Raw genomic sequence first — 25,769 nt, 5'->3', positions numbered from 1 at the left:
TTTGGGAAATGATTTGGAGTAAGGAACCTCTGCTTAAAATACATACCAACCCAGTTTAGAAGCTAAATCTCGCACCATGTTTTTTGATAGTTGTTCTTCTGGATAATAATTCTCTGCGGCATTAAAAACCACTCCCGCAAGGCTCAAATTATGCTCCTCATTTTCGTTTTTGAAATCATTCATTGAATTTACCAGAAGGGGTAATCCGATAGCAGCAAGATATTCTGGTTTTACTGGAACCCGCAAATAGTCACTTGCAAGATATGCAGCTGTCGTTAGGACTGACTCAGTTGGAGCACAGTCAATCAGTATTAAATCATAATCATTTTCAATTTTGGCAAGTATTTTGGAAAGTTGCTTCTCCTTCTGTGCTGGGTTTTTCAGAGAAAAAGCGAGTTCAACCCTTGATGGAACTAGGTCTATCCTACTGTCAGTGACAAAAGTAACAACATTATGGATGAGTTTGTGTGGATCAATAATTCTACTCAGTCCTGTTGGTGTGCGTGTGTTCTGTTCCAGAATGTCCCACGTAGTTGGTTTACCTTGATTGAGTATTGTCTTATATTTACTAACTCCTAGTAAATATTGACTTGCATTGAATTGAGCGTCAAGATCAACAACTAAGGTATTCTTTGCCCAATGGGTATATGCAGCAAAGTGCCAAGCAAGATTTACAGTGAGGGTTGATTTGCCAACCCCACCCTTCATATTGATGATAGAAACTTTTTTAGCCATGTAGATTATGTTTAGACTTTACAGTAAGTTTGGTCTAATACCTCCATGCTCATTGTATATATATAATCATATTTATTGAGTTGTCAGGAGTGATTGCCATCATCCTTCTTTTGAAATCAAACTTTCCAACGCGTGTTGTAAATCATTCGTCACATCAGCAACAGCTTGTCTAGCACCCAACCGATTTTCCTTGTACGCCGAGTAATGTTCAGAAATAGATATCGGTTTACCCACAGTAATTTTTACTTTTTGCTTGCCCAATTGCGGACGCTGCACACCTTTATCGCCTTTTATTTTATCAATCATTTGCCATAAAATTAAAGTTGTCTCAGCAAACCTTTCTGCTGTGGGATTTTCACGAATATAATTACCAGAAACTGCCACAAAACTTTCTACTAAACGCATGTGCCACATCCGCGCATTCGCTTCTTCTGCAATGCGATCGCCTAAAGCTCTTTCTACAGCAGATACCCCTTTTACATCCTTAAATTCTTCTCTAAATATATAATTCCAACCTGCTTGCTCTACTCGCCGACAACGATCACTCAAACTACCTTTTGACTGTAAATTAAAATACTGTTCTGAGATTAACAGGGCTGCATTCAATAAAGCTTGTAAACGAGCTGCTAAGGCTTCATTTCTATCTGGAATTTGCCCATTGACAATCTTAGGATCTGGCAGTTTTTGATGATAAAACCGGGTGTAAAATTCCTCCATTAGCAAAAGTAAATGTTCTGCCAAAGTCAACAACCGGGGATAAAGCGACTCCACAGAAGCATTTTCTGCTGGATTCACAGGTAAACCACTAGCCGCTTCTAATTCAGTTAAAAGATTAGCGATCGCCTCCCAAGGAGCATCAACGTAACTATATTTAATCCCAACTGGTACAATTAGAACCTGTTGGTCGCTTCCAGCTTTGTGCAAATCTTCAGCACACCAAAAGCCTAATTGGGCAATACCAGGTTCTAGGGGGCTAATATTCTCCGATAAACCATTGGTAGCACCTTCAGGCGCAGCCGCCATCGGAAATTTTCCATTAGCAAACAAGTCACGTGCCGAACGTAACCCCGTCCAGTCAGCCTTACCTCGCTGAATTGGAGTACCACCTAAATGAGAAGCAATCCAACCAACGTGAGAACCTGCCCAGAGAGGAATGCCGCGATCGTAGATAAAATGAGCGTGAATGGGAAGTTGTAGTGTTATACCCTGCGATCGTGCTACCTTTGGCACGAGTTGAGACAGCAAGTAACCCAAACAAAACGGATCGTCTGTTTTCGGATGGCGAAATGCCAGCATAAAACGGATCTTACCCTCCTGAAACTGGCGATAGAGATCCACCAGAACTTCTACGTTGTCTGCTTCAATTTGGGTAATAGATGTTTGCCAGTTTATCCAACTGGGTAGCAACAGATGGACGACTCGTAGAAATAAGGGGTTAAACGCCGGCGGAATAAATTCTAAGGGTGCCTGTGCTTGATAAATTACATCTGCCAAGGTAGTTTTCTCCTAAAGTGATTGGGGACTGTGGATTGGGGACTAGTATTTTTTACTCAGGACTTTTTCAAGTAAATCTCCATGTACTTCTTACATAAAGAAGGATGAAAATCTCTCTTGTTTAGCCCCTAGCCCCTAACCTGTAAGTAAAAATGAAAAAGAAATAACACTGTGTACTTTGTACTTCATCCTTAATACTTCATACTTTAGTTGACATAGAAATTAGTGATTCTGGAAAGGAATTAAACGATGCGACTTTCACAAATGTTATTTGTTACACTGCGTGACGATCCAGCTGATGCTGAGATTCCCAGCCATAAATTATTACTCCGTGCAGGTTACATTCGTCGCATCGGTAGTGGTATCTATGCTTATCTCCCGTTAATGTGGCGGGTACTGCAAAAAGTTTCCCTGATTGTGCGGGAAGAAATGAACGCTACAGGCGCACAAGAATGTCTCCTACCACAATTACAACCTGCGGACTTCTGGAAGGAATCGGGACGCTGGGACACTTACACGAAAGCTGAGGGGATCATGTTTTCCCTAATTGACCGCCGGGAGCAACAATTAGGATTAGGCCCAACTCATGAAGAAGTAATCACAGCGATCGCTCGTGATATGATTCGCTCTTATCGCCAGCTACCACTACATCTCTACCAAATTCAAACTAAATTCCGCGATGAAATTCGTCCCCGCTTTGGTTTAATGCGCGGACGGGAATTTATCATGAAGGATGGCTACTCTTTCCACGCCGATGAAGCCAGCCTCAAAGAAACTTACCAGGATATGTATAAAGCCTACAGCAATATCCTGCGGCGTTCTGGTTTAGCTTTTCGGGCAGTGGAAGCTGATTCTGGTGCAATTGGTGGTTCTGGTTCCACAGAATTTATGATTTTGGCGGAAGCTGGTGAAGACGAAGTTCTCTACACTGAGGATGGTAAATACGCCGCTAACGTAGAAAAGGCTGTTTCTTTACCAATTGACGTCGAAACTTCACGGTTTACAACCTATGAAAAACGCGATACACCTGGAACAGAAACCATTGAAAAGGTCTGTCAACTCCTCAACTCTTCTCCCACTCAATTAGTGAAAAATGTCCTTTATCAAACAGTTTATGATAATGGTTTAACGGTGTTGCTTCTGGTAAGCATCCGAGGCGATCAGGAAGTTAATGAAGTCAAGTTGCAAAATGAATTGACCAAACTAGCTTCTGAATATGGCGCTAAAACTATTATTAGTTTGAATGTACCAAATGTAGAAGCCCAGCAAACATGGACAGCTAAATCTCTACCTTTAGGCTACATTGCGCCAGACATCACAGATGAGTATATTACCGCCAACAAGCAGATCCATCCCAAGTTTTTGCGCTTGGTAGATCAAACAGCCGTTGATTTAAAAAACTTTGTCACAGGTGCGAATGAAGCTGGCTATCACGTCGTTGGTGCTAATTGGGGTGAGCAATTTACATTGCCAAGTACAGTAGTAGATATACGTAAGGCAAGATCAGGCGATCGCGCCATCCACAACCCAGGACAAACTCTCTTCAGCGCTCGTGGAATCGAAGCAGGTCACATCTTCCAATTAGGCACTAAATATTCCCAAGCGATGGGTGCAACTTATACCAATCAACAGGGTGAAGAAAAGCCGCTATTTATGGGTTGTTTTGGCGTAGGTGTATCACGATTAGCGCAAGCTGCCGTAGAGCAATCTTACGATAAAGATGGGATTATTTGGCCAGTTGCGATCGCTCCTTATCACGCGATCGTCACAATCCCCAACATTAAGGATGCTCAACAAATCGAAATCGCCCAAAAACTTTACACAGAACTCAACTCTAGGGGAATTGAAACCCTACTAGATGACCGCGACGAACGGGCGGGAGTGAAATTTAAAGATGCGGATTTGATTGGCATCCCTTATAGAATTGTAACCGGGCGGGCGATCGCTAATGGCAAAGTTGAAGTTGTAGAAAGAGCCACCCGTAAATCTCAAGAAATAGTCATTGATGAAGTGACAACAACACTTCATAAGTGGATTACGGAAGCTATAGAGGGGAGTAGGGATTAGAAAATTTCCCATTTCCAACAAAGACTCACGAAAAACCTAACCCCCTTCCCGCGACGGGAAGAGGGAAAATTCAAAGTCTCTCTCCTCGAAGGAGAGAGATTTAGAGAGAGGTTTTCCAGACTCGATGAAAAGTCAGATTCCCCAGAGACGCGATTAATCGCGTCTTTCCAAAATTTACATAATTTGGTAGGTGACGGATTAGAAATAAAAATTCTAAAATTGAATTGGTAACTTACATAATTAAGAGGTATTAAGTCTCCTCTAGATTGTGGGAAACTCTCCACTTATAAGTATCGTCTTTAACCAGGCTGCTCCTCACATAACTACCATATCAGCCCTCAGTTAGGAAGGTTTTGAACATGAAAGACCAACAAGGATCTAATCGTATTTCTTCAGGCATAATTGCAGCGGTGTCAGCAGCGGTTGTAGCGGTGGGTGGCGGTGTAGCTTGGTTTACCACACAGTCCAGCAATACTCCCATACCATCAAACCCTTCTGGCCGCATTGATCAGCCAGCACAGCCATCAACTAGGCAGCCAGCTAATGAGCAAACCCCCAACGTTTATTGGCTAAGATCAAACAACAAAAATGTTACTTTGGTTCCCCAGCCTGTTAGAGTAGCTTCTATTCGACCCAACCAGCCTTTAGAAGCAGCTTTCCAGAGTTTGTTAGCAGGTCCAACAGAAGGGACAGATACAACAACCATCCCTAAAGGAACCAAGCTATTGGGGTTGAAAGCTGAAAATGATGAGGTTCACGTTAATTTATCTGAAGATTTTACCAGCGGTGGTGGTAGCACCTCAATGATGGGCCGTGTGGGACAAGTTGTTTACACTGCAACAACTTTAAATCCCAAAGCCAAAGTGTACATTGACGTGAACAGCAAACCGTTGGATGTTTTAGGTGGCGAGGGTGTAGAGTTACAACAACCGCTAACTCGTGAACAGTTTCAGAAAGATTATCCGCTTTAGTCATTGGTCATTAGTCATTAGTTTTGGACAAATGACAAATGACCTAACGTTTGCTATTTAACACACGAAAATTACGGGCTTGCTGCTCTAACCTTGTAGCGAGGCGATCGCAAACCCGATTACACAAATCAAAAATCATTTGATCTTCCACCCGGTAATAGGCGCAAGTTCCTTCACTGCGGCGGCTAAGAATACCTGCTTGCCACATTACCTTCAGGTGTTTTGACACATTTGCCTGAGAAGTCTGTGTTGCCTCTACCAACTCTTGCACGCATTTTTCTTCATCCCTTAATAAGTGTAGCAGCCGTAGGCGCATTGGCTCACTTAACAGGCTGAAGTATTCAGCTACTTGTTGCACCACTTCTGGTGGTAAAGGCAACGTTTGTTTCATCAGGGTTGACCCGCAAGGACTGAAAGTTTTAACAATGACTCACATCATATATACATTAATACTTAATCAGGGTTAATTCGCATCAAAGGTTGACCATATTCTACAGCGTCGCCATTTTCGAGAAGAATTTCCATCACCTGTCCAGAGACTTCGGCTTCGATTTCATTCATCAGCTTCATGGCTTCAATGATACAGACTGTTTGACCCTTACGGACGCGATCGCCCACTTCCACAAATGCCACTTCCCCAGGTGCAGGAGCGCGATAAAACGTTCCTACCATTGGGGAAGGCACTTCTACTAATCTCTGGTCAATGGTTGAGGGAGGATTTACTGACAACTGCATTTGTGTGCTAGTTCCAGTATTCTCAAATACACGAGATGTGGACACCTCTGTTAGCTGACTTCCGCTTACCTGGTTTCCCCCAGATGAACCCGATGTCAAGCCTGAACCTACCACACCGCCTAAAGTCCCTTGACCTACCGACAACATCGGATTGCTAATGCTCACAGCCTTACGGACTGTTAGCTCAAAATCATCGCTTTTGAGTATGACTTCTGCAATATCTGTTTGTGCGATAGTTGCCAATAGTTGGCGGATTTCATTAAAGTCCAATGGCACAGTTTTTATTACCTCGACCTATCCGTAAATTAGCATTTTAAGTGTGGCAGGGAATTAATCCCTATGTAGGGATTTCAATCGGGAGCAAGCATCCCCGTAGAGATGAAAGTTATTCCCTGCTGATATATTTATCTTCCTGAGTATCAACTTTGATACGTTCTCCTTGGGAAATAAATAAAGGAACCATCACAACTGCACCAGTTTCCAGAGTTGCTGGTTTTGAGCCACCTGTGGCGGTGTCACCTTTTAAACCTGGATCTGTTTGGACAATTTCTAGAACCACAGACTTAGGTAATTCTACTCCCAATACCTGTTCGCCCCACCGAATCACTTCGGCTTCCATACCTTCCTTAAGATACTTGACGCGATCGCCAATTTGCTGGCGAGTCAATCTGCCTTCTTCATAGGTTTCCATATCCATAAAGACAAACTCATCGCCTTCTTTATAGGTATGCTGCATCGTGCTTTTTTCTAAGGTGGCTTGTGGCACTGTTTCCCCTGCGCGGAACGTTTTTTCCATAACGCTCCCACTCTGGACATTTTTTAGCTTAGTTCGTACAAAGGCAGAACCTTTGCCTGGTTTGACGTGCAAGAATTCAAGCACTCGCCATACAGACCCATCCAATACAATTGAAACACCGGGTCGAAAGTCGTTACTGGAGATCATGAAACTTTCAAATTTTGGAAGACAATCGGCATTTATTGTACCCTTCTAGGGTCGTCATTGGGCATTTGTCATTAGTTTAGTGTCATTGTCATTAGTTATTTTTCCTCTGCCCTAGACCTCTGCTCCACTCATCACCTAACGTGGGAAGATTATTTATGGGTTACGTCCAGTCAACAATTCACTGCTGCATTTGAGTTATCCCATGCTTAACTTATTAAAATCCTGGCTGAAGAACAGCCTAATGGCAATACTGCTGATAACAATATTTTTAGGCATAACTACAGCTGGGTGGACTCCCTCCAGTAGCGCCGCACTCCCAGCAGGTAATGCAATTACCGACGGTAAGGCTTTGTTGCGGTATGCACTCCCGATAGATAACAAACCTGTGCGGCAACTACAAGGCAGCTTAGAGGACATCTCTGCCCAACTGCGGGCAAATCGACGTTGGGGTGCTATTTCCAAAGACATCAGCCAAGCATCCCGCATTCTCGATAAACCTTCCCAAATCTTAACAAGCGTTCCCGCAGAACGCCAACCCCAAGCTGAAGCTTGGATTACAGAGTTGAAAGCTGGGGTGGGTAAATTGCAAGAATTGGCGAACAGTAAAGATAAAGAACAAATACTGCAAGAGAGAAGTAAACTACTAAATCTTGTTACTGGGCTAGAAGATTCAATGGTGAAACAATTCCCCTTTGAAGTGCCTGCCCAGTACAGTAACCTGCCGCAACTTAAAGGTCGTGCCACTGTAGAAATTAAAACCAACAAAGGCGATTTAGCTCTTGTCGTAGACGGTTACAGCGCTCCTGTAACTGCTGGTAATTTTGTAGATTTGGTACAGAGGGGTTTTTATAATGGCTTAGAATTTACCCGTTCTGAAGAATCTTACTTTCTCCAAACTGGAGATCCTGCTGGGAAAGATGTGGGTTTCATTGACCCAAAAACTGGCAAATATCGTGCTATTCCCTTAGAAATCTTAGTTCAAGGAGATAAAGCACCTACTTATGGCATTACTCTAGAAGAAGCTGGTCGTTACGTTGATATGCCAGTTCTACCTTTTTCTGCCTTTGGTGCAGTAGTAATGGCTCGTCCTGAAAGTGAAGTAAATGGTGGTTCATCACAATTTTTCTTCTTTTTGTTTGAACCAGAACTCACCCCCGCCGGACGCAACCTATTGGATGGTCGCTATGCCGTTTTTGGCTATCTCACCGAAGGAAAAGAAGTTTTGGATAAACTGAAGGCTGGCGACAAAATTGAATCGGCAACTGTGGTTCAGGGAATAGAAAATCTGGTTCAGCCGCAAGCTGCATAAAAAGGAGCAGGGGGAGAATAATTCCTGTACAGACGCGATTAATCGCGTCTCCCCTGATTCAGATTTCCGGCGGTGAATATCTGATCAACTGCGTTCACGAAGTGTGCCGCAGGTATCGCTAATTCTGGAAAAGTCCGTGATACAATTTGTTGAGTTGTTGTAAAAACTGTTTCTTCGTACAATCCATGTTCCAGTAGTAACACGGAAACTTTTGTTTCCAGTGGGTCTACAATCCAATATTCAGGAACCTCTAACGCCGCATATTCTGATCGCTTATAGCGATAGTCCCGTTTAAGCGATTCTGGACTAACCACCTCAACAATTAATAACGGGGGTGACTCAAATACTGCTGAAGCATTCAACAATTCTCTAGCTTGCTCCAGTGTCACTACACACAGATCGGTCAACTTATATCTATTTCTACCCGTTCTCAGCCCACTTTCCCGAAAACACAGCCAAGTATAGTTACAACGTTTGATTTCTGCTTTCAAGGCAGTATCCAAAAAATCGACAATCAGGAAATGTTCAATAGTAGGTGGATTCATTAACTCTAGCTTCCCATCCACCAGTTCATAATGGAAATCGCTACCATCATCATAGGTTAAGTACTCCTCAAACGTAATGCTGGTTACTGGTGTTGTTACCATTCCAACTGACTCCTAGACAATACCCTTATCTTAAACAGTAAAGTAAATCATCAGTTTTCTTCGTAATTTTGCAACACGGAAAACCGATTGTGAACAGTGATTTATCTTCTCAACAGGTAAAAGACATTGGCGAACAAGGTCTTTTAGAAAGATTACAGCGCTTCTGTCCTCCAGAAATTATCGGTGATGATGCCGCAGTACTTGTGACTGCACCAGGGCAATCTTTGGTAGTGACTACAGATGTACTGGTTGATGGCGTGCATTTTAGCAACCTCACCACTTCCCCAGAAGATGCTGGTTGGCGAGCTGCTGCTGCCAATTTATCAGATTTAGCAGCAATGGGTGCTTCTCCATTGGGAATCACTGTCGGGTTGGGACTACCCGGTGAACTTAGGGTGAGTTGGGTTGAGCGATTGTACCAGGGAATCACAGAATGCCTGCAAAAATACAATACCTCAATTGTCGGGGGTGATATTGTGCGATCGCCTGTTACTACTCTGGCAATTACCGCTTTTGGTCAAGTTAACCCTAGTCAAATTATCCGCCGTTCTGCTGCTGTTGTTGGGGACGCGATCGTCGTTACAGGCGTTCATGGAGCCTCCCACGCAGGCTTAGAACTGCTATTGCATCCCCAACTAGGACAAAACCAAAACCTCAACAACGAAGAAAAGACGGCTCTAATCCGCGCACACCAACGCCCACAGCCACGATTAGATGTCTTACCAATCCTCTGGAAAATCTTAACTCCTAACTTCCAACTCTCCATTGCTGGTATGGATAGCAGCGATGGTTTAGCAGATGCGATTATTCAAATTTGCCGCGCCAGTGACGTTGGCGCTGTCTTAGAACACAGACAAATTCCTGTACCAAAAACTTTTAACCATTGGCTGACACCAGACCAAGCGCTAAAATATGCTCTATATGGTGGCGAAGACTTTGAATTAGTACTGTGCTTACCACAAGAATTAGCATCAGCCTTAGTGCAACATCTTGGAGAAGGTGCTGCGATCGCAGGCAGGATTACACCTGGCTCAACAGTACTATTGCACGACGAGCAAAAAAAATTCCCTGACCAAGTTCTGAATCTTAGCCAGGGATTTCAACATTTTGGTCAATAGTCCTACCCTGCGGGTACTCCGTTGGAGAACTCGTAAAGTAGCCGCTAGCGCGTCTATGTCATTTTTCTAATGACCAATGACCAATGACCAATGACCAATGACTAATTATTTTATTGCCACTTTTCAGCGACTAATTCTGCCAAATCCAAGACTCGTTGGCTGTAACCCCACTCGTTGTCATACCACGCCATAACTTTTACTAAGTCATTACCCAAGACCAAAGTCAAGTTTGCATCAACAATCGAAGAAGCATCACTACCTTGATAATCAGAAGATACTAGTTCTAGTTCGCTGTAGTCTAAAATACCTTTAAGTGAACCTTCGGCAGCATCTTTGAGAGCTTGGTTAACTTCTTCAGTAATAGTACGCTTCTCAACCTGAACTACGAAATCTACCATTGAGACGTTCGGGGTTGGTACGCGCAAGGCAACGCCATTTAGCTTGCCTTTAAGGTCTGGGATAACCAGCGCCACTGCTTTTGCTGCACCAGTAGAGGTGGGTACAATGTTTATTGCTGCTGCCCTCGCCCGTCGCAAATCCCGGTGAGAAGCGTCTAGCAAGCGCTGATCGCCTGTATAGCTGTGGGTGGTGGTCATCGTACCTTTGATGATGCCAAACTTATCGTTCAATACCTTGGCAATTGGTGCCAAGCAGTTGGTAGTACAGCTAGCATTACTGATAATGTGGTGTTTGTTGTGGTCATAGTCATGATGATTCACACCAACTACAAAAGTACCATCCTCGTTTTTACCAGGAGCGGTAATCAGAACTTTCTTGGCTCCGGCATTTACGTGCCTGAGCGCTCCTTCTTTACTAGTAAATACCCCAGTTGCTTCGATAATTAGGTCAATTCCCCAATCTTTCCAGGGCAAGTTTTCGGGGTTGCGATCGGATACGCACTTAATGGTCTTACCGTTGACGATGATAGAGTTATCGTCAGCACTAATCTCAGCACCTTTGATCTTGCCTAGCATTGAGTCATACTTCAGCAGGTGAGCATTGGTTCTAGGGTCTGAAGTGTCATTAATAGCGACAAGATCGATCCGACTATTCTCTCTACCCACCCAGCAACGCGCAAAGTTACGTCCAATCCGCCCGAAACCGTTGATTGCAACTCTAATCACAGTGTCTTGCCCTCTGTATTTATGCTTATATGTTGATATCGTTGACCCCAATCATATCGCAAAGGGGGGGGGCACTTTTAACCATAAAGTGTTAGATCAATAAAAAAACACATAATTTATTCAGATTTGTAAGAGTAGAGATTGTTGTTAGTGATATATGATCTGACCGATTCCGGGACTAAATAACGAATTGACTGGCGTTCGCGGCAAAATTTGCGAATTAGACTTGACGAAACTCCTACTAAAGGTATATTCAAGAGTTGCCAGTGAATGATCACAGACTCCTCCTTGAGTTGTTCCTCCACTTGCTTGCAGATTAATTTGCTTTGAGTTATAGTCTCACCACCTAGCTGTCGGGGTGCGATTAACCAATCACACATTTGTGCTAATTCGTGTCCCCGGTACCAACCGGGTAAGGTTTGGAAAGTATCCAAGCCCACAATCCAGTACCAGTGAGTATTTGGGTAACAAGCAGATAAGTCAATCAGGGTGTTAATGGCATAAGAAGTCCCAGAGCGATTAGTCTCCACTAGTGAGACAGTAAATGCTGGGTTATCTTTGATGGCCAATTGCAGCATTTGCCGACGATGCTCAAACAAAGCTGCTTCTTTGTGAGGAGGATTTAGGGATGGCACCCAAATTACCTTTTCAAGCGATACTTGATGCAAAGCTGTCTCGGCTACGAGCAGGTGTCCCCAATGAATTGGATCGAATGTGCCACCAAAAATTGCTAATTGCTGCATCCAGATAAGCCTGGGTTTTATGCAATTGAAAAATAGTTTCATTACCAATGTACTATTGTACTCAATTCACGCCTAGACTTGATGCAATTTCAAATTAGTTTCACTAAACAATGTATTATGTAGCCAACTCCAGTAAGCTAGCCAAAAATATGTATTTGACATTACAAGAATTTCTTTCCCGATGCGGCCAAAATTTTCAGAATAATCTTAAGAACAGTTCAGAAATAGCAAAAACCTCCAACAAAGGTAAAATCATTCTGAACCAGGAAAGCCAGAGCAGAAACATCATTTGGGCATCAAACATGAACATGATACAGGAGTAGTTACGGTAAAAATCAAATTCCTGTTATGATACGCGTGTCATTTGTGATTATGGTGTGGTGTGGTGTAAGAGGAGCAATAAATGACTAATTCTGTAGATTTTAGTGGTAGACCATTTCATTTCATTGGCATCGGTGGCATAGGTATGTCTGCTCTGGCATACGTTCTCGCAAAGCGTCAATTTCCAGTGTCAGGTTCGGATCTTCGTCCTAACCACATTACGCACAAGTTGGAATCTATCGGTGCTCATATTTTTGGTAAACAAGAGGCAAGCAATCTCGAATTCTTTCACCCTCAGGTATTAGCTAATCCAGTAGTATTAAATTCACAAGAACAATTACCTGCTGATACTAAGTCAAAATTGCCTCAAGTCATTTGTTCAACAGCAATTAACACTAATAATTTAGAATACAAAGCAGCGCTGGAATTAGGTTGTCCAGTTTTACATCGTTCAGATGTACTAGCAGCTTTAATTGCCGATTACTACAGTATTGCAGTGGCAGGAACACACGGCAAAACTACAACCAGTAGTATGATTGGCTATATGCTTCTGGAAGCAGGTCTAGACCCAACGATTTTAGTCGGTGGCGAAGTCAATGCTTGGGAAGGTAATGCTCGATTGGGACAAAGCCAATATTTGGTAGCCGAAGCAGATGAATCAGATGGTTCTCTGGTAAAACACGCTCCCGAAATTGGTATCATCACCAATATTGAACTCGATCACCCTGACCACTACGATACATTAGAAGAAGTCATTGACACCTTCCAGACATTTGCTAAGGGTTGTAAAACGTTAATAGGTAGCATTGACTGTGCGACAGTGCGCGATCGCTTGCAACCCACAATCAGCTACAGCTTACACTCAGATACCGACGCTGATTACACCGTCACTAATATTGATTATCGTGCTGATGGTACTACAGCTTTGGTTTGGGAAAGAGGCAAAGCTTTGGGCGTGTTGACGTTGCGTTTGCTCAGTCGGCACAATCTCAGCAATGCCCTAGCCGCAGTAGCTGTTGGTCGGGCTTTGGGCTTAGAATTTGGAGCAATTGCCAAAGGTATCGCCACCTTTGAAGGAGCAAGACGACGCTTTGAGTTCCGAGGTGAAGTCAATGGCATTACCTTCATTGATGACTATGCTCATCACCCTAGCGAGATTCGCGTTACTCTCGCCGCAGCACGTTTACAGGCAAGACCAGGGCAAAGAGTGGTTGCCATCTTCCAACCCCATCGCTATAGTCGTACACTGACCTTTTTAGAAGAATTTGCCGAGTCTTTTACCCATGCTGATTTGGTTGTGCTGACTGATATTTACAGTGCAGGCGAACCTAATTTAGGGCAAATTAGTGGTGAACGTCTAACGGCGGAAATTGCTAAACAGCATTCGCAGGTAGTTTATGAACCAACTTTACCCGCAGTGTGTGAGTACTTGCTACAAATACTACGCCCAGGAGACTTGGCGCTGTTTTTAGGGGCTGGAAACTTAAACCAGGTGATTCCTGAAATAATTACGACACTTTGTGAGCCGGCTAAAGCCACATCCTAAGTGGAGACTTTGCGAAGTTTTATTTCTGAGCAAAGCGCCCCTATAGCAACGGTTTCATCTGTGAATTCTATTACCGTATCTTTGCGGTAAATTAATGTAAAAATTTTACCAAAACAAAGTAAAGATGACCATTTCCCAGGCAGCTGGAAACGTCTGCACAGTTTCTGCTTTGAATACAAAGAAACAGCAAACAGCTAATTCAGTGGAAAGCGAAGTAATTTTCTTACCCAGTACTGATTGTGCGATCAAGTCCCAGGCTTCTTTGTCAGCGTTTACTTCCTATAGAGTTGGGGGAGCAGCTGATTTATACGTTGCCCCGCGAAACTTAGAAGCACTGCAAGCAAGTCTTAAATACGCAAAAGAACGTAATTTAAAGGTGACAACACTGGGAGCAGGTTCTAACTTGCTGGTGAGTGATGGGGGTATATCAGGCTTAGTCATTGCTACTCGTCATCTCCGCTTCAACCACTTTGACCCCCAAACCGGTCAATTAACCGTTGCTGCCGGAGAATCAATTCCCAGCTTGGCATGGACGGCAGCAGAATTAGGGTGGCAAGGATTGGAGTGGGCTGTTGGTATCCCCGGAACAGCCGGAGGGGCCGTGGTGATGAATGCAGGGGCACATAATAGTTGTATCGCAGATATGTTAGTTAGTGCCCAGGTACTTTCACCCGATGGTACGCTGGAAACTCTTACCCCGGAACAGTTAGGTTATAGCTATCGGACTTCATTATTGCAAGGTGGCGATCGCATAGTCACCCAAGCCACCTTACAGCTCGCGCCAGGTGCAGACCCAGCAAAAATTGTGGCAATCACCAAAGAACATAAAAAGCATCGCTTAAGCACTCAACCATACAACTTTCCCAGTTGTGGCAGTGTGTTTCGCAATCCCAAACCTTACAGTGCTGGCTGGTTAATTGAACAAACGGGTCTGAAAGGCTACCAAATCGGTGGCGCGCAAGTAGCACTACTCCATGCTAATTTTATCGTTAACCGTGGTGGGGCAAAAGCTAGTGATATCTTCTGTCTCATTCGCCATATCCAACATCAAGTACAAGAACGTTGGTCTATTAATTTAGAGCCAGAAGTCAAAATGCTCGGAGAGTTTCAAGGTGCTTGTTGAAACTTTCAATTCAAGAAGTAGGGGGAGCAGAGGAGCAATTGCAGTAAGTTTTTCCCCTCCGCACCTCTGCCTCCTGTGCCCAATGCCCAATACAATTATTGGAGAGGCTGCGCCAACAGCTTCTCTACGAGACGCTAAACGCTCAGTACAAGTGCCCCATGACGGCAGCTGCTCCACTTGGGGAAACCCCAAGACCGCACTCCCTCCCCCATGCCCCATTCTATGAAGCATTAATTATTGGTAAAAAAAGAGGCAAATTACTTACCGCATCTATAATTGAATTTGATTTGTTATTCAACGCACACGCGTACAAATAATTATGACAGGAAAAGGACAGGGATTCGGCTTTGGCTTAGGAAAAATGAAAGAATTAGCCGAAGCTTTTAAGAAAGCACAGCAAGTTCAAGAAGGTGCAAAGCGACTCCAAGAAGAATTGGAGCAAATGGAGATTCAAGGAGAATCTGGCGGTGGTCTTGTGAGGGTGATTGTCAGTGGGAACCAAGAACCCAAGCGGGTAGAAATTTCTCCAGATGCTTTAGCAGAAGGTGCAGAAGTACTTTCTGATCTTGTAACAGTGGCAATGAAAGAAGCCTACAACAAGTCCACAGCAACAATGCGGGAACGTATGGAAGAATTAACCAGTGGGTTGGAGTTACCTGGATTTTAGTCATTGGTCATTAGTCATTGGTCATTAGTCACTGGACAAAGGACAAATGACTATTGACAAAGGACAAAGTATATCTATGCCTTACAAGTTGCTGTTTGTCTGCTTAGGTAACATCTGCCGATCGCCCTCGGCAGAAAACATCATGAATCATCTAATTGAGCAGGCTGGCTTGAGCGAACACATCCTTTGTGACTCTGCTGGTACATCTAGTTATCACATTGGTAGCCCACCTGACAGACGCATGAGTGCAGCGGCTGCTACTAAGTTGGGAATTAAACTGCGTGGTCGAGCACGCCAGTTCCAAAAGTCAGACTTTCAAGACTTTGATTTGATTTTAGCTATGGATCGAGAAAATTATGAGAACATCCTCACTCTTGATCAAACTAAGCAATATCAGCATAAAGTGCGTTTGATGTGCGAGTTTTGTTCTCGACACACTCTAAAGGAAGTTCCAGATCCCTATTACGGTGGTCAAGAGGGATTTAATCAGGTTATTGATTTACTGATCGATGCTTGTGAAGGTCTGCTCACAAAAGTTAAAAGTGAAGAGTTATGAGTTAGGAGTTTTAATTCCTCACTCCTGTACAGACGCGATTAATCGCGTCTCTCCTCCTAACTTTTATTCCACTAAACCATGCTTCATCGCAAAACGGACTAATTCCGCGCGGTTGCTGGTTGAGGTTTTTCTCAATAAACTGCTAACGTACTTTTCCACGGTTCGAGGACTTAGGTGTAGCTGATGACCCATTTCGGCATTAGAAAGACCATGAGTCAATAACTCTAAGACTTCCTGTTCTCTATGAGTTAGGGTTGAGTGCAGATGGGATTTCTGAATTTGAGTGGACAGAGAGTTATGGGCATCCTCCGCTTTTGTCAAGCCGGAAATGCCCAAACTGTCTTTATGAGAAAAACGATATTCTGATTGGATAATTTGCGATCGCTCCAAAAGATTGCGGATTGCTGCTGCTAACTCTTCCAGTTCAAAAGGCTTGGGTAAATATAAATCGCACCCTGACTGGTAGCCCAGAATTCTTTCTTGGGTCTTAATGCGTGCCGTTAATAAAATTACAGGCAATAAACGAAACACTGGTTGTTGACGCACCCGGCGCACCAGTTCATAGCCATTCATCCGTGGCATAACAATATCCGTGACAATCAAATCAGGATGATACTCATCCACCATAAACAAAGCCTCTTGACCGTCATTAGCCGTGATCACTGAGTAGCCAGACAGTTCAAGATAGTCGCTAACAGACAGACGAGTGCCCAAATCATCATCCACTACAAGGATCGTCAAGGGCATGGATAATACATCCCTAGCATTTTTTTACTTAGAAATTTGCTTCTATGTACTCCGTTAGTGAACACAGACAATAATAGTGTTCTTATGTCTCATACTATGACAGGATTACCAGCTAATGACTGCTCTCAGGGTTTATTTATAAAGAAAATCTTAAATCATTAGGAAGGTTAACGAAGTGTAACCACCTTAGACTCCCTGTGCTTATGAGGGATAGAGAGCTTTGTAATTTTGTAACAACTCATCATCATTAGCGTCATACCAATTCTTTGTCAGGACTTATGCAAAAAGGGAGTGAAAATCTTGATTTTCTGTAGGGGGAATTTATGTAAACGCAAAGAAGCAAGTTACGCGGAGTCTTTCGGAGAGAAGCGGCTTCCCACAGGGTATTGCCTCTACTTGATGTGTAAGTCCTATTTGTGAAACTGCACAAAATCAGGCTTGGTGAGACAAGTTGCTCAAGCAACTTGTTCTATGAAACCTCAGAGGTAATCGCTATCAGCTAACTTAAAATTGCCAGAAAACCTTAATTGTGAACTTAGAAAAGCTAAATTAGTGATATACAGTTCACCATTTATAGCGGTTCTAAGATACACCCTATAATTCACAAGCCAATCCAAATAATTTTTTAGTTACATTTAAAGCACACAAAATTATCAATGAGCGACAAGAACGAAGGTTACAAAGTTATTTGCGACAACCGTCAAGCCCGTTATTTGTATGAAATTCTAGAAACTTACGAAGCTGGAATTGAGTTGACAGGAACAGAGGTGAAGTCGATTCGTGCGGGTAAAGTCAATCTCCAAGATGGCTATGCTTTGCTTCGCAATGGCGAAGCATGGTTGATTAATGTGCATATCTCGCCTTACAACGCTAGTGGACAATATTTTAATCATGAACCACGGCGTACACGCAAGCTACTATTGCATCGCCAAGAACTCCGTAAGCTAATTGGCAAAGTCGAACAGCAGGGTTTAACTTTAATCCCTTTGAAAATGTATCTTAAACGAGGCTGGCTAAAAGTGAGTATAGCCCTTGGCAAAGGTAAAAAGCTCCACGATAAACGAGAAGACCTGAAACGACGCCAAGATCAGCGTGACATTCAACGGGCTATGAAAAGCTATTGAGGATCGGTTTGCTAAACTACCACAGTAAGAGTGAGAAACTGATTGCTGTGAAAATTATGTTGTATGTCTACAGCGTGAGTTCTGAAAATGCCTAGTTTATAGCCGCAGATTGATTTTGTTAAGGTTGAAACTCGATACAGTGGTGAGTAACTTCGGATGGCATCAGGAATTTTCAGATTTATGAAAAGTAATTTCATTACATTTGTTGGGGCTGGCGTTCTCAGCTTGAGTATGGGAATTTTACCCTTAACTCTATCTGCACAAGCTCAGACAACTAATGACTCCGGGGCCACTACTGCTCCAACAACGACCACTAATGAGCGCAACGATTTTAATTGGGGTTGGCTAGGATTAATTGGTCTATTCGGTCTAGCTGGGTTGGCTGGTAAAAAGCGCGCTAACGAACCTGTAGCTTATCGCGACCCTAATGCCCCAAGTGGCACTACCTACAGAGATTAAACAATTCAAAATTTAAAAGTTGTCAGTTGTTCAGTAAGACAACAACTGACAACTTATTGATGTTAGTTTATTGCTGGTTCTGAATTAGTTGAACTTGTCTGGTTTTGAGCTAAAGGTGTCCAATAGCTGGCAATTAAGGCAACGATCAGCCACCAGAGGGTATTGACTTCAGGACGATACCAGACAGTATCTACAGTGCCGTGAGCTAGCATACCCAACAAAATAGCGATCGCTCCTATTAACCAAAATCCCTCTACACTTCTGATTTGTCGCAACCGTCGCACTTGCAAAAGTGCCGTATTAAATGTGACAATTATTAGCCAGAGAAAGCAGGCTAAACCAACAAAGCCAGTTTCTACAGTCACTTCAAACAATATTGAATAGGCGCTCAAAGCAGTGTAACGAGGGCGTTGATAGAGGGGATAAACTTTATTAAAAGAGTTGTGACCAGCCCCAATGCCGAAAATCGGGCGATCGCGAATCATTTCAAAAACAGCATCCCACACATTGCGGCGAAAATTATTACTGCTATCCTTACGGTCGGCAAAAATACTGAATACTCGCAACCGCACTGGCTCTACAAATATCACTGCTAGCACCAATACGCCGATCAAACCTCCTAAAACAATCGGTATTGACCAAGTACGCCAAAAACGAGGCATTTCCACGCTTTTCCAATAAACTAATAATGCCATCACAGCTAAAACTGCCACCACTAGTCCAATCCAACCACCACGACTAAAAGTCAGAATCAGACAAGAACTATTGACAATTAGCATCGTTAATGCAAGGGCTTTCTTAGGCCAGCTTTGCCAAGCAAAAATTGCCACTAAGCTAAAAATTACTGCTGGTAAGAGGTATCCAGCCAATAAGTTGGGATTGCCTAAATAACTGTAGACTCTTGTAGTCTTAGACATAGGAGATTCTGGATCAACCCAAGTTGCCAGTGCTGTAGCTCCAAAAAACCATTGCCGCAACCCGTATACACTAACAATTAACGATACGTGCAGATAAAGGATGATAATCCAAGAACGCAGGCGAGGCGACCTTAATACCCTGGCACAAAGGGTAAATAGTAGCAAATACAAGGTCAACGTTCCCAAGTCGTTAAGTGCCGCTTTTTTCACTGGTGATAATGCTGTTGCGACTGCGGCAACTCCCCAGTAGAGCAATACCAGCAAATGAATCGGAGTGACTGACGAGACATTTGCTGATGTTACTTCATCAGATAAAGTCAACAACAGCCAAAATCCGACACAAGCCACCAGCAAAAAACCCACCAATGTACTCGAAGCAAAAGGTGCTAGAGCATATATTAAGCTGAGTAAAGCCGCTGCGATCGCATCTCCCCACTGGAGCAAGACGCTAGTTTGCCGCCAAGAACTTAGCAGCCCCACCAGAGAGCGGTGTACATAACTGGTGGCAAGATATTCTTTGAGCGGTAAAGATGATAGAGTAAATCGTTGCCAGACTAAATTCATAAAAAACATTGCGATCAATTAGCCTGCCGACGCAGAACTTGGAATTGATCATAATGCCTATAGCTATAAAAAGGTAATAACAGAAATTGCACATCGCGTAATGGCGCTCTTATTCCTAGCCATCAGACAATAGGAAGTTAAGATAGTTCTTCATATACTTAGTAAAGCTTGACGTAAAATGGTGGCGAATTGAGGGTTGAAATTTAAAGGCATAGGTAAGCGCAGAAGCACATAGAGAATTCGCTACGAACTAATGAAATCTAGATAGAAAATACGTCTTTCCCAATCTCCATTACCCCTTATCCCCAGAGGGAACCCCACCTTCCCCAATCCCCACGATTAGACATCGCTAATTGCTTGTGAGGAAGTCGCTAGTTGCAATGGCAAAGAAAGCACATAACGATATCCTGATTCTGGTGAACCTTGAATCAAAATATGTCCACCATGCAATTCTGCCAGTTGACAACTTAGTAATAGACCTAAGCTTTCACGAGAAAGACTTTCATGTGATTTAGCTAAATTTATGCCTGAACTAGTAGCAAAGAAATTTAAGTGGGAATCACTCAAGTTTTTGGAATTTTCCACTGCTATTGATGAAGTATCTAGTTGCTCTTGTCTTTCTGTATGAGTATTGTAAGTTGCTAGCTCACCTGTAAGCTCCAGCAGTGACAAAGAATTGAGACGGAAGTAAGGATCTACCTCTGTTATGCCATCCCCTAACCAGGGATGGGAAACCCAAATAGTAATGTTGAGCGTATCTTCTTTGTAAGAAACATGAATACGAACAATGCTACCTGTAGCCGAAAGTTGAATCACACTGAAAACCAGATGATAAAGCATTTGCCGCACCTTGTCTTTATCTAAAGGCCAAATGCGACTGCGTCCCGGTTCTATAGACAGGCGAATATCTTGTTCGCGGCGATTAGCTACTTCTTCTAGGGTATTGATAGCTTGTTGGCATAGCATTTCAATATCCACGGGAGCTAGATTTAGCACAGTTGAGTTTTCATCCATAGCTCCTAGTTCGGTAATTTCGTTTACTAGGGAAAGTAAGTACCTACCACTGTGTTGGATAATTTCCAAATATTCTCTCTGCTTAGTCGTCAAAGGCCCATAAATCTCACGTCCTAAAACACTAGCCATACCGAGTACAGATGTTAACGGCGTGCGTAACTCCTGAGTTAGCTGACTCAAAAGTTCTAGCTTCAGTTGCTTAGTAGAAACAGAGTCGCTATCTTGAGTGGATGCAGTGATTTTAATCTCAGTGTTTCGTTCCTCATTGAGTGAAAATATCGGAACGTTCTTGGGAGCGCTTGATTCGAGTTTCCCTTGCAGGAGTCGGTTACGTTCAAATTCACTCATGCTCCAACGAGCGATGATTTGTAAAAACTCAATGTCTCGGGGTGTAAAATTGCGTGGGACTAAATCCATCACCGCTAATGCACCCAAACAATTTCCCTCAGCATCAATCAGTGGCGCTCCTAAGTAAGCACGAATACCATAATCTTGCACCAACTTGCTGCTAACAAGTATTGGGTCGGTAAGTTTATGTGTATCATTAATTTCAAATATTTGAAAACTCTCTACTACCTGAGTGCAAAAGGATTCCCGGCGTAGTAGTTGGCGGCTTTGTGCCAAATGATTCATTAATCCCAGCCTAGATAAGCCTACCGCCGACTTGAACCAATGGCGTTCTTGATCTACAAATCCCAATATGGAAATTGGTGCTTCCAAAAAGCGGGCGGCAGTCTGTGTGGCTTCTTCAAAAACCGGAATCGTTTCTGGTTGCCGCAAACCTAAATCGGATAAAGCTTTGAGGCGTTGCTGTTCTCTTGATTCATGAGAATCCCAACCATCCTTTAGGGCAAATAATTTGTTTTCAGGCTCTATCATTGCCACTGTTACCTTAATAATTTCTCGATTCTGTAATTGATCCAAGTCCTATTTCTAGGTTATCAATTGCTATTTTTAAGCATTCCCTAATTTTGCCTCTGACAAACAAATTTAGGGCAAAAATTTTTTCTCCCTTCCATTAAGCCAAGATGTGGTGTCCGCTAGTTACTAGTTACTGGTGCTGAATGTTCTTTATTTAGCACTGGTGTAGTCTTTATTGGTTGAGATTTTGCAATCAGACTGCGTTAGATTTGGATTCAGCCAGGGTAAGCTAATGCTAAGGATACAATACAAAGGGGCTGTGATTCTTTATGTATACAAGGGAAAATTTTTATTGGAACATTCAAAGTAAATTTACTTAAAAAAATAGATGTTAGTGTAATTAAATATAGACATTTTACTGATAACAGCTACCACCCAGAGATGATAATCCTAGTGCAGGATGACCTAAATAGTCCAACCATATCTCTACGGATTAGCAAGCTACCAAATTATTGAAAAGCCCAGTTTCTGAACTTTTTGAATTTTGAGAGAAGTTGGAGTGGCGGCTTCAGAGAAGTCTGATGGCAACTTCGGGCGCTCAAATTAAGAGAGCGTGATTTTGAATTAACCATAACCGACTAAATAGTTGATCTAAGCCTTTATCCAATAGATTAAATCTATTACAATTTCATGCCGAAAATTGTACAAGGTTTTCTATTTTTTCCATATGAGGAACATTTTTTGAGGACGATTGGTAATGAATAAAATGACTATTAGAGTTCCTTTTGTAGACCTAAAGTTACAACATGAACCAATTCAAACGCAATTGCAAGATGCAATCCAATCTGTATTGGAACGGGGAGATTTTATTTTAGGGCAAGCACTTTCAGATTTTGAAGCAGCATTTGCGGCAGTATCTGGTACAGCTTATGGAGTTGGTGTGGCATCAGGAACAGATGCGATCGCTCTGGGATTACAAGCGTGTAATATTGGTGCTGGTGATGAAGTGATTTTACCAGCAAATACTTTTATCGCCACCTTAATTGGGGTACTACGTGCTGGCGCTAAACCAATTTTGGTAGATTGCGATCGCCAAACTGCTTTAATTGATTTAAGAGAAGCAGCAAAGGCAATTACGCCTCAAACCAAAGCAATCATCCCTGTGCATCTCTATGGTCAGATGGTATCACCACGCGATTTAGTGAACTTTGCCGATACCTACAAACTACTCATTTTTGAAGATGCCGCCCAAGCACATCTCGCCCAAAGAGACGGATATTACGCTGGTTCAATAGGAATAGCAGCAGCTTTTAGTTTCTATCCCAGCAAAAATTTGGGAGCATTTGGGGATGGGGGAATGCTGCTGACACCAGATTCAGATGTAGCCCAGAAAATGGTGCGCTTGCGAAATTATGGTGCATCGCAAAAGTATTTTCATACTGAACCAGGTACGAATAGCCGCTTGGATACTTTACAAGCAGCAATTTTGCACAAAAAACTCCCATATTTGCCACAGTGGAATCGCGATCGCCTGACTATTGCCCAGCAGTATGATAATGAACTAGCACCCTTGGCAACTGCTGGAATTATCCCTATAGAAAATCAAAGTGATACAGGACATGTTTATCATCTTTATGTGATTAAAGTAGATGATTCTTGCCCAATAGAACGCCAGCAACTCCAGGAAAAACTCACAACGGCGGGAATACAAACTGGCATTCACTATCCAATTCCTTGTCATCTCCAGCCAGCATTCACCAACTTAGGCTATCAACCGGGAGATTTTCCCCAAGCAGAAAAGTTGTCAAAGCAAATATTATCATTACCGATGTATCCTGGTTTGAGTAGTAGCCAAGTTAAAGAAGTTGTAGCAGCGATCGCCAATGCAGTCTCAACAAATTATCAGGCAGATAATCTATCTCCTGCTGACCTTGGCAGCGTGGTAGCCTAAAGTTAATTCATACTTAATGTGCATCTAACAATTAGATATTTGTCATTTGTGCTTTATCTAAAACTAATGACCAATACAACTCTTGGAGAGGCTGCGCCAACGACTACGCTTAGTACAAGTGACCAATGACCAATGACTAATAACCAAAGTTTTTGAATTACTTAAAATCATGGCACTCCAGCAACAGGTTAAAAATATAAACGCATCAGGCTTGTTAAATATAGCTATTTTAGGCGTTTTGCTGCTGCTTTATGCTCCGATATTGCTACACTGGTTGGATGGTTGGCTGCACAAAAATATCAGTACAGAACACGAATATTTCAGCCACGGAATTATTGGTCTACCATTTGCGGCTTATCTGGGCTGGATGAACCGGAAAAAGTGGAGACGTTTGCCAAATACCATCAATCCTTTAGGCGCTGTTTTATTGTTATTAGGGGCAGTTTTTTATCTTAGCGGTGTTACAGAGTGGGTTAACCTTTCCTTGCCCGTTATATTGATAGGATTATGCTTGTGGTTTAAGGGAATAGCAGGTTTGCGATTACAAGGATTCCCCTTACTACTAGTATTTTTAGCAACCCCAACAGCATTACCATATCTCATTGCTCCCTATACCATGCCTCTGCAAAGCTTCATCGCTGGCACAGCAGGTTTCATACTGAATCAATTTGGTATGGAAGTAACCGTAGATGAGATCAATCTTTACGTGGGAGGACGGATTGTAGAAGTTGCTCCCTATTGTGCAGGGTTGAAAATGTTGTTTACTACTGTCTACGTGGGCTTGATGCTGCTTTATTGGACAGATGCTTTGTCTTCACGGCGGACAACTATATCGTTTTTATCTCTTGCTGCGATCGTTAGTATTACTGCCAATATCATTCGTAATACTTTACTGACTTTCTTTCACGGCACGGGTCAAGAAGCGGCTTTTAAATGGCTGCATGAGGGTTGGGGTGGCGATCTCTACTCTGCTTGTATGCTGGTGTCACTAGTGCCCTTACTAAATTGGATTAATACCTATTTTTCAGCATCTCTAGAAACTGAGCAAGAAGCAGAAAGTTAGAACCATTGGCCATTGGGCATTGGGAAAGAGGAGGCAGGAGGAGGCAGAAGTTCTGTAATTTTGAATTGATTTCTCTCTCATCTCCCTAGTACAGACGCGATTAATCGCGTCTCTCCAACTCCCTTAATTTTTCATCACTTATACGTAAGTCCTAAATATTACTGAACTCACAATGTGATTTTATAAAGTAAAATTTTGCCTAAGTATTGCAAATTTTACTGATGATTTCCTTCTCTAAATTTTTCAAGGAAAACCAATTGACTCAGGTAGCAGCACTTTTGTTATTGCTACTGCTGCTAGCAATGGCAGGGGTTCCCGGATATCTGACAGGACACTGGCAATGGAAACAGCCGCCCCCTGTTCCTACCCTGCACGAATTAAAACAGATCCGCAAAACTGGGTTAACCCTTCCTGGTTGGCAAACGATTGAACAAGCAGAACAGCAAATTGGCGAACATAATTGGTCTTTGCAGGTAATTAAAAAAGAAGGTTCCGAATCCCAAGCAATCCTGCTTTTGTTGCCGCAAAATGGGCCTATGGATCAACCAGAGGTAGAGTGGACAGACGTTAACGGCTGGGGAAGGTCACGCTGGGGAAAGTGGGATGTAGCTCAATCTCGTTCTGCGGAATTTACTGTGAAACCATCTGCAAAGTTGGCTTCTAATGTCGAAACTAAAGTAGAAGCTAGGTTTTTTCGCGCCTCCACACCACAGCAAACCTTCGCTGTTTTGCAATGGTATGCGATGCCAGACGGCGGAAATCCATCACCTTTTCACTGGTTCTTGGCAGATCAACTCGCACAGTGGCGCAAGCAACGAACTCCTTGGGTTGGCGTCAGCATTCTGATTCCAATGGAACCTTTAGGGCAAGTAGAAACATCTTGGTCTTTAGCCCAGTCTATTGGGGAAACAGTGCAAGCTGCATTAATGGCAGGCCCTCTGTAGAGTCTGTTATAGATGCACTTGTGCAG

General features: G+C 42.9%; 24 protein-coding genes. 13 read left to right on the top strand and 11 right to left on the bottom strand.

Translation table 11 applies throughout. From position 1 onward, the window contains the following. Positions 1–33 precede the first annotated feature (33 nt). Both V7L12_RS28335 and V7L12_RS28330 read right to left on the bottom strand, forming a co-directional pair. Positions 34–735: a ParA family protein gene (locus tag V7L12_RS28335; RefSeq protein ID WP_335089449.1), complete on the bottom strand. Its 702-nt coding sequence runs from the start codon at positions 733–735 to the stop codon at positions 34–36. A gap of 99 nt (positions 736–834) precedes the next feature. Further along, complete coding sequence (locus tag V7L12_RS28330) at positions 835–2,229, bottom strand: 1-acyl-sn-glycerol-3-phosphate acyltransferase (protein ID WP_335089447.1); 1,395 nt, start codon at positions 2,227–2,229, stop codon at positions 835–837. Between the two features lie 249 nt (positions 2,230–2,478). On the opposite strand from V7L12_RS28330, the gene V7L12_RS28325 reads away from it, so the two are divergent. Both V7L12_RS28325 and V7L12_RS28320 read left to right on the top strand, forming a co-directional pair. Then, complete coding sequence (locus tag V7L12_RS28325) at positions 2,479–4,296, top strand: proline--tRNA ligase (RefSeq protein WP_335089445.1); 1,818 nt, start codon at positions 2,479–2,481, stop codon at positions 4,294–4,296. Positions 4,297–4,655: 359 nt separating this feature from the next. Next, positions 4,656–5,267, top strand: a complete 612-nt coding sequence (locus tag V7L12_RS28320) for a GerMN domain-containing protein (protein ID WP_335089443.1) — start codon at positions 4,656–4,658, stop codon at positions 5,265–5,267. Positions 5,268–5,310: 43 nt separating this feature from the next. On the opposite strand, the gene V7L12_RS28315 is transcribed toward V7L12_RS28320, so the two are convergent. The 3 genes from V7L12_RS28315 to efp all read right to left on the bottom strand — a co-directional run bounded on the left by V7L12_RS28315 (position 5,311) and on the right by efp (position 6,945). Next, positions 5,311–5,658, bottom strand: a complete 348-nt coding sequence (locus V7L12_RS28315) for an ArsR/SmtB family transcription factor (protein WP_104909018.1) — start codon at positions 5,656–5,658, stop codon at positions 5,311–5,313. A gap of 62 nt (positions 5,659–5,720) precedes the next feature. After that, a complete protein-coding gene (accB, locus tag V7L12_RS28310) occupies positions 5,721–6,278 on the bottom strand; it encodes an acetyl-CoA carboxylase biotin carboxyl carrier protein (protein ID WP_335089441.1) in 558 nt (185 codons plus the stop codon). Between the two features lie 109 nt (positions 6,279–6,387). Then, positions 6,388–6,945: an elongation factor P gene (efp, locus tag V7L12_RS28305; RefSeq protein ID WP_104909016.1), complete on the bottom strand. Its 558-nt coding sequence runs from the start codon at positions 6,943–6,945 to the stop codon at positions 6,388–6,390. 202 nt (positions 6,946–7,147) lie between these two features. Here efp and V7L12_RS28300 point away from each other — a divergent pair, with 202 nt between their 5' ends. Further along, complete coding sequence (locus tag V7L12_RS28300; RefSeq protein ID WP_334824823.1) at positions 7,148–8,254, top strand: peptidylprolyl isomerase; 1,107 nt, start codon at positions 7,148–7,150, stop codon at positions 8,252–8,254. 38 nt (positions 8,255–8,292) lie between these two features. Here V7L12_RS28300 and V7L12_RS28295 read toward each other — a convergent pair whose 3' ends face one another. Next, positions 8,293–8,901 carry a Uma2 family endonuclease gene (locus V7L12_RS28295; protein ID WP_335089439.1) on the bottom strand — a complete coding sequence of 203 codons (609 nt, stop codon included), beginning with the start codon at positions 8,899–8,901 and terminating at the stop codon, positions 8,293–8,295. 89 nt (positions 8,902–8,990) lie between these two features. On the opposite strand from V7L12_RS28295, the gene thiL reads away from it, so the two are divergent. After that, positions 8,991–10,019 (top strand): thiamine-phosphate kinase, encoded by a 1,029-nt coding sequence (gene thiL / locus V7L12_RS28290; protein WP_335089437.1) that lies wholly within the window; start codon positions 8,991–8,993, stop codon positions 10,017–10,019. 110 nt (positions 10,020–10,129) lie between these two features. Here thiL and V7L12_RS28285 read toward each other — a convergent pair whose 3' ends face one another. Together V7L12_RS28285 and nadD are read right to left on the bottom strand one after the other, a co-directional pair. Further along, positions 10,130–11,143, bottom strand: coding sequence for a type I glyceraldehyde-3-phosphate dehydrogenase (locus tag V7L12_RS28285; protein ID WP_334824829.1), 1,014 nt, complete (start codon positions 11,141–11,143; stop codon positions 10,130–10,132). Between the two features lie 116 nt (positions 11,144–11,259). Further along, the gene (gene nadD, locus V7L12_RS28280) at positions 11,260–11,886 is read right to left on the bottom strand and encodes a nicotinate (nicotinamide) nucleotide adenylyltransferase (protein ID WP_335089435.1); all 627 of its coding nucleotides are present in this window, start codon (positions 11,884–11,886) and stop codon (positions 11,260–11,262) included. A gap of 403 nt (positions 11,887–12,289) precedes the next feature. On the opposite strand from nadD, the gene murC reads away from it, so the two are divergent. The 4 genes from murC to V7L12_RS28260 all read left to right on the top strand — a co-directional run bounded on the left by murC (position 12,290) and on the right by V7L12_RS28260 (position 16,099). Then, positions 12,290–13,753, top strand: coding sequence for a UDP-N-acetylmuramate--L-alanine ligase (gene murC / locus V7L12_RS28275; protein WP_335089433.1), 1,464 nt, complete (start codon positions 12,290–12,292; stop codon positions 13,751–13,753). A 124-nt stretch (positions 13,754–13,877) separates the two neighbouring features. Continuing rightward, on the top strand, positions 13,878–14,876 hold the full coding sequence (gene murB, locus V7L12_RS28270) for a UDP-N-acetylmuramate dehydrogenase (RefSeq protein ID WP_335089431.1): 999 nt from the start codon (positions 13,878–13,880) through the stop codon (positions 14,874–14,876). Positions 14,877–15,195: 319 nt separating this feature from the next. Continuing rightward, positions 15,196–15,543, top strand: coding sequence for a YbaB/EbfC family nucleoid-associated protein (locus V7L12_RS28265; RefSeq protein WP_322673862.1), 348 nt, complete (start codon positions 15,196–15,198; stop codon positions 15,541–15,543). A gap of 76 nt (positions 15,544–15,619) precedes the next feature. Beyond that, complete coding sequence (locus V7L12_RS28260) at positions 15,620–16,099, top strand: low molecular weight protein-tyrosine-phosphatase (RefSeq protein WP_335089478.1); 480 nt, start codon at positions 15,620–15,622, stop codon at positions 16,097–16,099. A 63-nt stretch (positions 16,100–16,162) separates the two neighbouring features. Here V7L12_RS28260 and V7L12_RS28255 read toward each other — a convergent pair whose 3' ends face one another. Further along, positions 16,163–16,846 (bottom strand): response regulator transcription factor, encoded by a 684-nt coding sequence (locus V7L12_RS28255; protein WP_334824839.1) that lies wholly within the window; start codon positions 16,844–16,846, stop codon positions 16,163–16,165. A 656-nt stretch (positions 16,847–17,502) separates the two neighbouring features. Between V7L12_RS28255 and smpB the strand changes: the two genes are divergently transcribed. Both smpB and V7L12_RS28245 read left to right on the top strand, forming a co-directional pair. Further along, positions 17,503–17,970 carry an SsrA-binding protein SmpB gene (gene smpB, locus V7L12_RS28250; RefSeq protein ID WP_094349892.1) on the top strand — a complete coding sequence of 156 codons (468 nt, stop codon included), beginning with the start codon at positions 17,503–17,505 and terminating at the stop codon, positions 17,968–17,970. Positions 17,971–18,150: 180 nt separating this feature from the next. Beyond that, entirely contained in the window at positions 18,151–18,429 is a 279-nt protein-coding gene (locus V7L12_RS28245; RefSeq protein WP_335089428.1) for a WGxxGxxG family protein, read from the top strand. A 62-nt stretch (positions 18,430–18,491) separates the two neighbouring features. On the opposite strand, the gene V7L12_RS28240 is transcribed toward V7L12_RS28245, so the two are convergent. Then, the gene (locus V7L12_RS28240) at positions 18,492–19,910 is read right to left on the bottom strand and encodes an IctB family putative bicarbonate transporter (protein ID WP_335089426.1); all 1,419 of its coding nucleotides are present in this window, start codon (positions 19,908–19,910) and stop codon (positions 18,492–18,494) included. Between the two features lie 339 nt (positions 19,911–20,249). Next, a complete protein-coding gene (locus V7L12_RS28235) occupies positions 20,250–21,803 on the bottom strand; it encodes a GAF domain-containing sensor histidine kinase (protein WP_335089476.1) in 1,554 nt (517 codons plus the stop codon). Positions 21,804–22,542: 739 nt separating this feature from the next. Here V7L12_RS28235 and V7L12_RS28230 point away from each other — a divergent pair. From V7L12_RS28230 to V7L12_RS28220, 3 genes are all read left to right on the top strand, one after another. Then, on the top strand, positions 22,543–23,736 hold the full coding sequence (locus tag V7L12_RS28230; protein ID WP_335089424.1) for a DegT/DnrJ/EryC1/StrS family aminotransferase: 1,194 nt from the start codon (positions 22,543–22,545) through the stop codon (positions 23,734–23,736). Between the two features lie 169 nt (positions 23,737–23,905). Then, the gene (crtB, locus tag V7L12_RS28225) at positions 23,906–24,799 is read left to right on the top strand and encodes a cyanoexosortase B (RefSeq protein ID WP_335089422.1); all 894 of its coding nucleotides are present in this window, start codon (positions 23,906–23,908) and stop codon (positions 24,797–24,799) included. A 221-nt stretch (positions 24,800–25,020) separates the two neighbouring features. Further along, a complete protein-coding gene (locus V7L12_RS28220; RefSeq protein ID WP_335089420.1) occupies positions 25,021–25,743 on the top strand; it encodes a cyanoexosortase B system-associated protein in 723 nt (240 codons plus the stop codon). The last annotated feature ends 26 nt before the right edge of the window (positions 25,744–25,769 follow it).

The sequence above is a fragment of the Nostoc sp. genome, from assembly GCF_036918245.1.
Lineage (GTDB): Bacteria > Cyanobacteriota > Cyanobacteriia > Cyanobacteriales > Nostocaceae > Nostoc.
The sequence above is the reverse complement of the archived record's forward strand: the minus strand, read 5'-3'. Positions and strand labels throughout refer to the sequence as shown.

Excerpts from the sequence above, each read along its gene's own strand:
- V7L12_RS28335 (WP_335089449.1), bottom strand. The coding sequence starts at position 735 with ATGGCTAAAAAAGTTTCTATCATCAATATGAAGGGTGGGGTTGGCAAA.
- V7L12_RS28325 (WP_335089445.1), top strand. The coding sequence starts at position 2,479 with ATGCGACTTTCACAAATGTTATTTGTTACACTGCGTGACGATCCAGCT.
- V7L12_RS28320 (WP_335089443.1), top strand. The coding sequence starts at position 4,656 with ATGAAAGACCAACAAGGATCTAATCGTATTTCTTCAGGCATAATTGCA.
- V7L12_RS28315 (WP_104909018.1), bottom strand. The coding sequence starts at position 5,658 with ATGAAACAAACGTTGCCTTTACCACCAGAAGTGGTGCAACAAGTAGCT.
- efp (WP_104909016.1), bottom strand. The coding sequence starts at position 6,945 with ATGATCTCCAGTAACGACTTTCGACCCGGTGTTTCAATTGTATTGGAT.
- V7L12_RS28300 (WP_334824823.1), top strand. The coding sequence starts at position 7,148 with ATGCTTAACTTATTAAAATCCTGGCTGAAGAACAGCCTAATGGCAATA.
- V7L12_RS28295 (WP_335089439.1), bottom strand. The coding sequence starts at position 8,901 with ATGGTAACAACACCAGTAACCAGCATTACGTTTGAGGAGTACTTAACC.
- nadD (WP_335089435.1), bottom strand. The coding sequence starts at position 11,886 with ATGCAGCAATTAGCAATTTTTGGTGGCACATTCGATCCAATTCATTGG.
- murC (WP_335089433.1), top strand. The coding sequence starts at position 12,290 with ATGACTAATTCTGTAGATTTTAGTGGTAGACCATTTCATTTCATTGGC.
- murB (WP_335089431.1), top strand. The coding sequence starts at position 13,878 with ATGACCATTTCCCAGGCAGCTGGAAACGTCTGCACAGTTTCTGCTTTG.
- V7L12_RS28265 (WP_322673862.1), top strand. The coding sequence starts at position 15,196 with ATGACAGGAAAAGGACAGGGATTCGGCTTTGGCTTAGGAAAAATGAAA.
- V7L12_RS28260 (WP_335089478.1), top strand. The coding sequence starts at position 15,620 with ATGCCTTACAAGTTGCTGTTTGTCTGCTTAGGTAACATCTGCCGATCG.
- V7L12_RS28255 (WP_334824839.1), bottom strand. The coding sequence starts at position 16,846 with ATGCCCTTGACGATCCTTGTAGTGGATGATGATTTGGGCACTCGTCTG.
- smpB (WP_094349892.1), top strand. The coding sequence starts at position 17,503 with ATGAGCGACAAGAACGAAGGTTACAAAGTTATTTGCGACAACCGTCAA.
- V7L12_RS28245 (WP_335089428.1), top strand. The coding sequence starts at position 18,151 with ATGAAAAGTAATTTCATTACATTTGTTGGGGCTGGCGTTCTCAGCTTG.
- V7L12_RS28240 (WP_335089426.1), bottom strand. The coding sequence starts at position 19,910 with ATGAATTTAGTCTGGCAACGATTTACTCTATCATCTTTACCGCTCAAA.
- V7L12_RS28235 (WP_335089476.1), bottom strand. The coding sequence starts at position 21,803 with ATGATAGAGCCTGAAAACAAATTATTTGCCCTAAAGGATGGTTGGGAT.
- V7L12_RS28230 (WP_335089424.1), top strand. The coding sequence starts at position 22,543 with ATGAATAAAATGACTATTAGAGTTCCTTTTGTAGACCTAAAGTTACAA.
- crtB (WP_335089422.1), top strand. The coding sequence starts at position 23,906 with ATGGCACTCCAGCAACAGGTTAAAAATATAAACGCATCAGGCTTGTTA.
- V7L12_RS28220 (WP_335089420.1), top strand. The coding sequence starts at position 25,021 with ATGATTTCCTTCTCTAAATTTTTCAAGGAAAACCAATTGACTCAGGTA.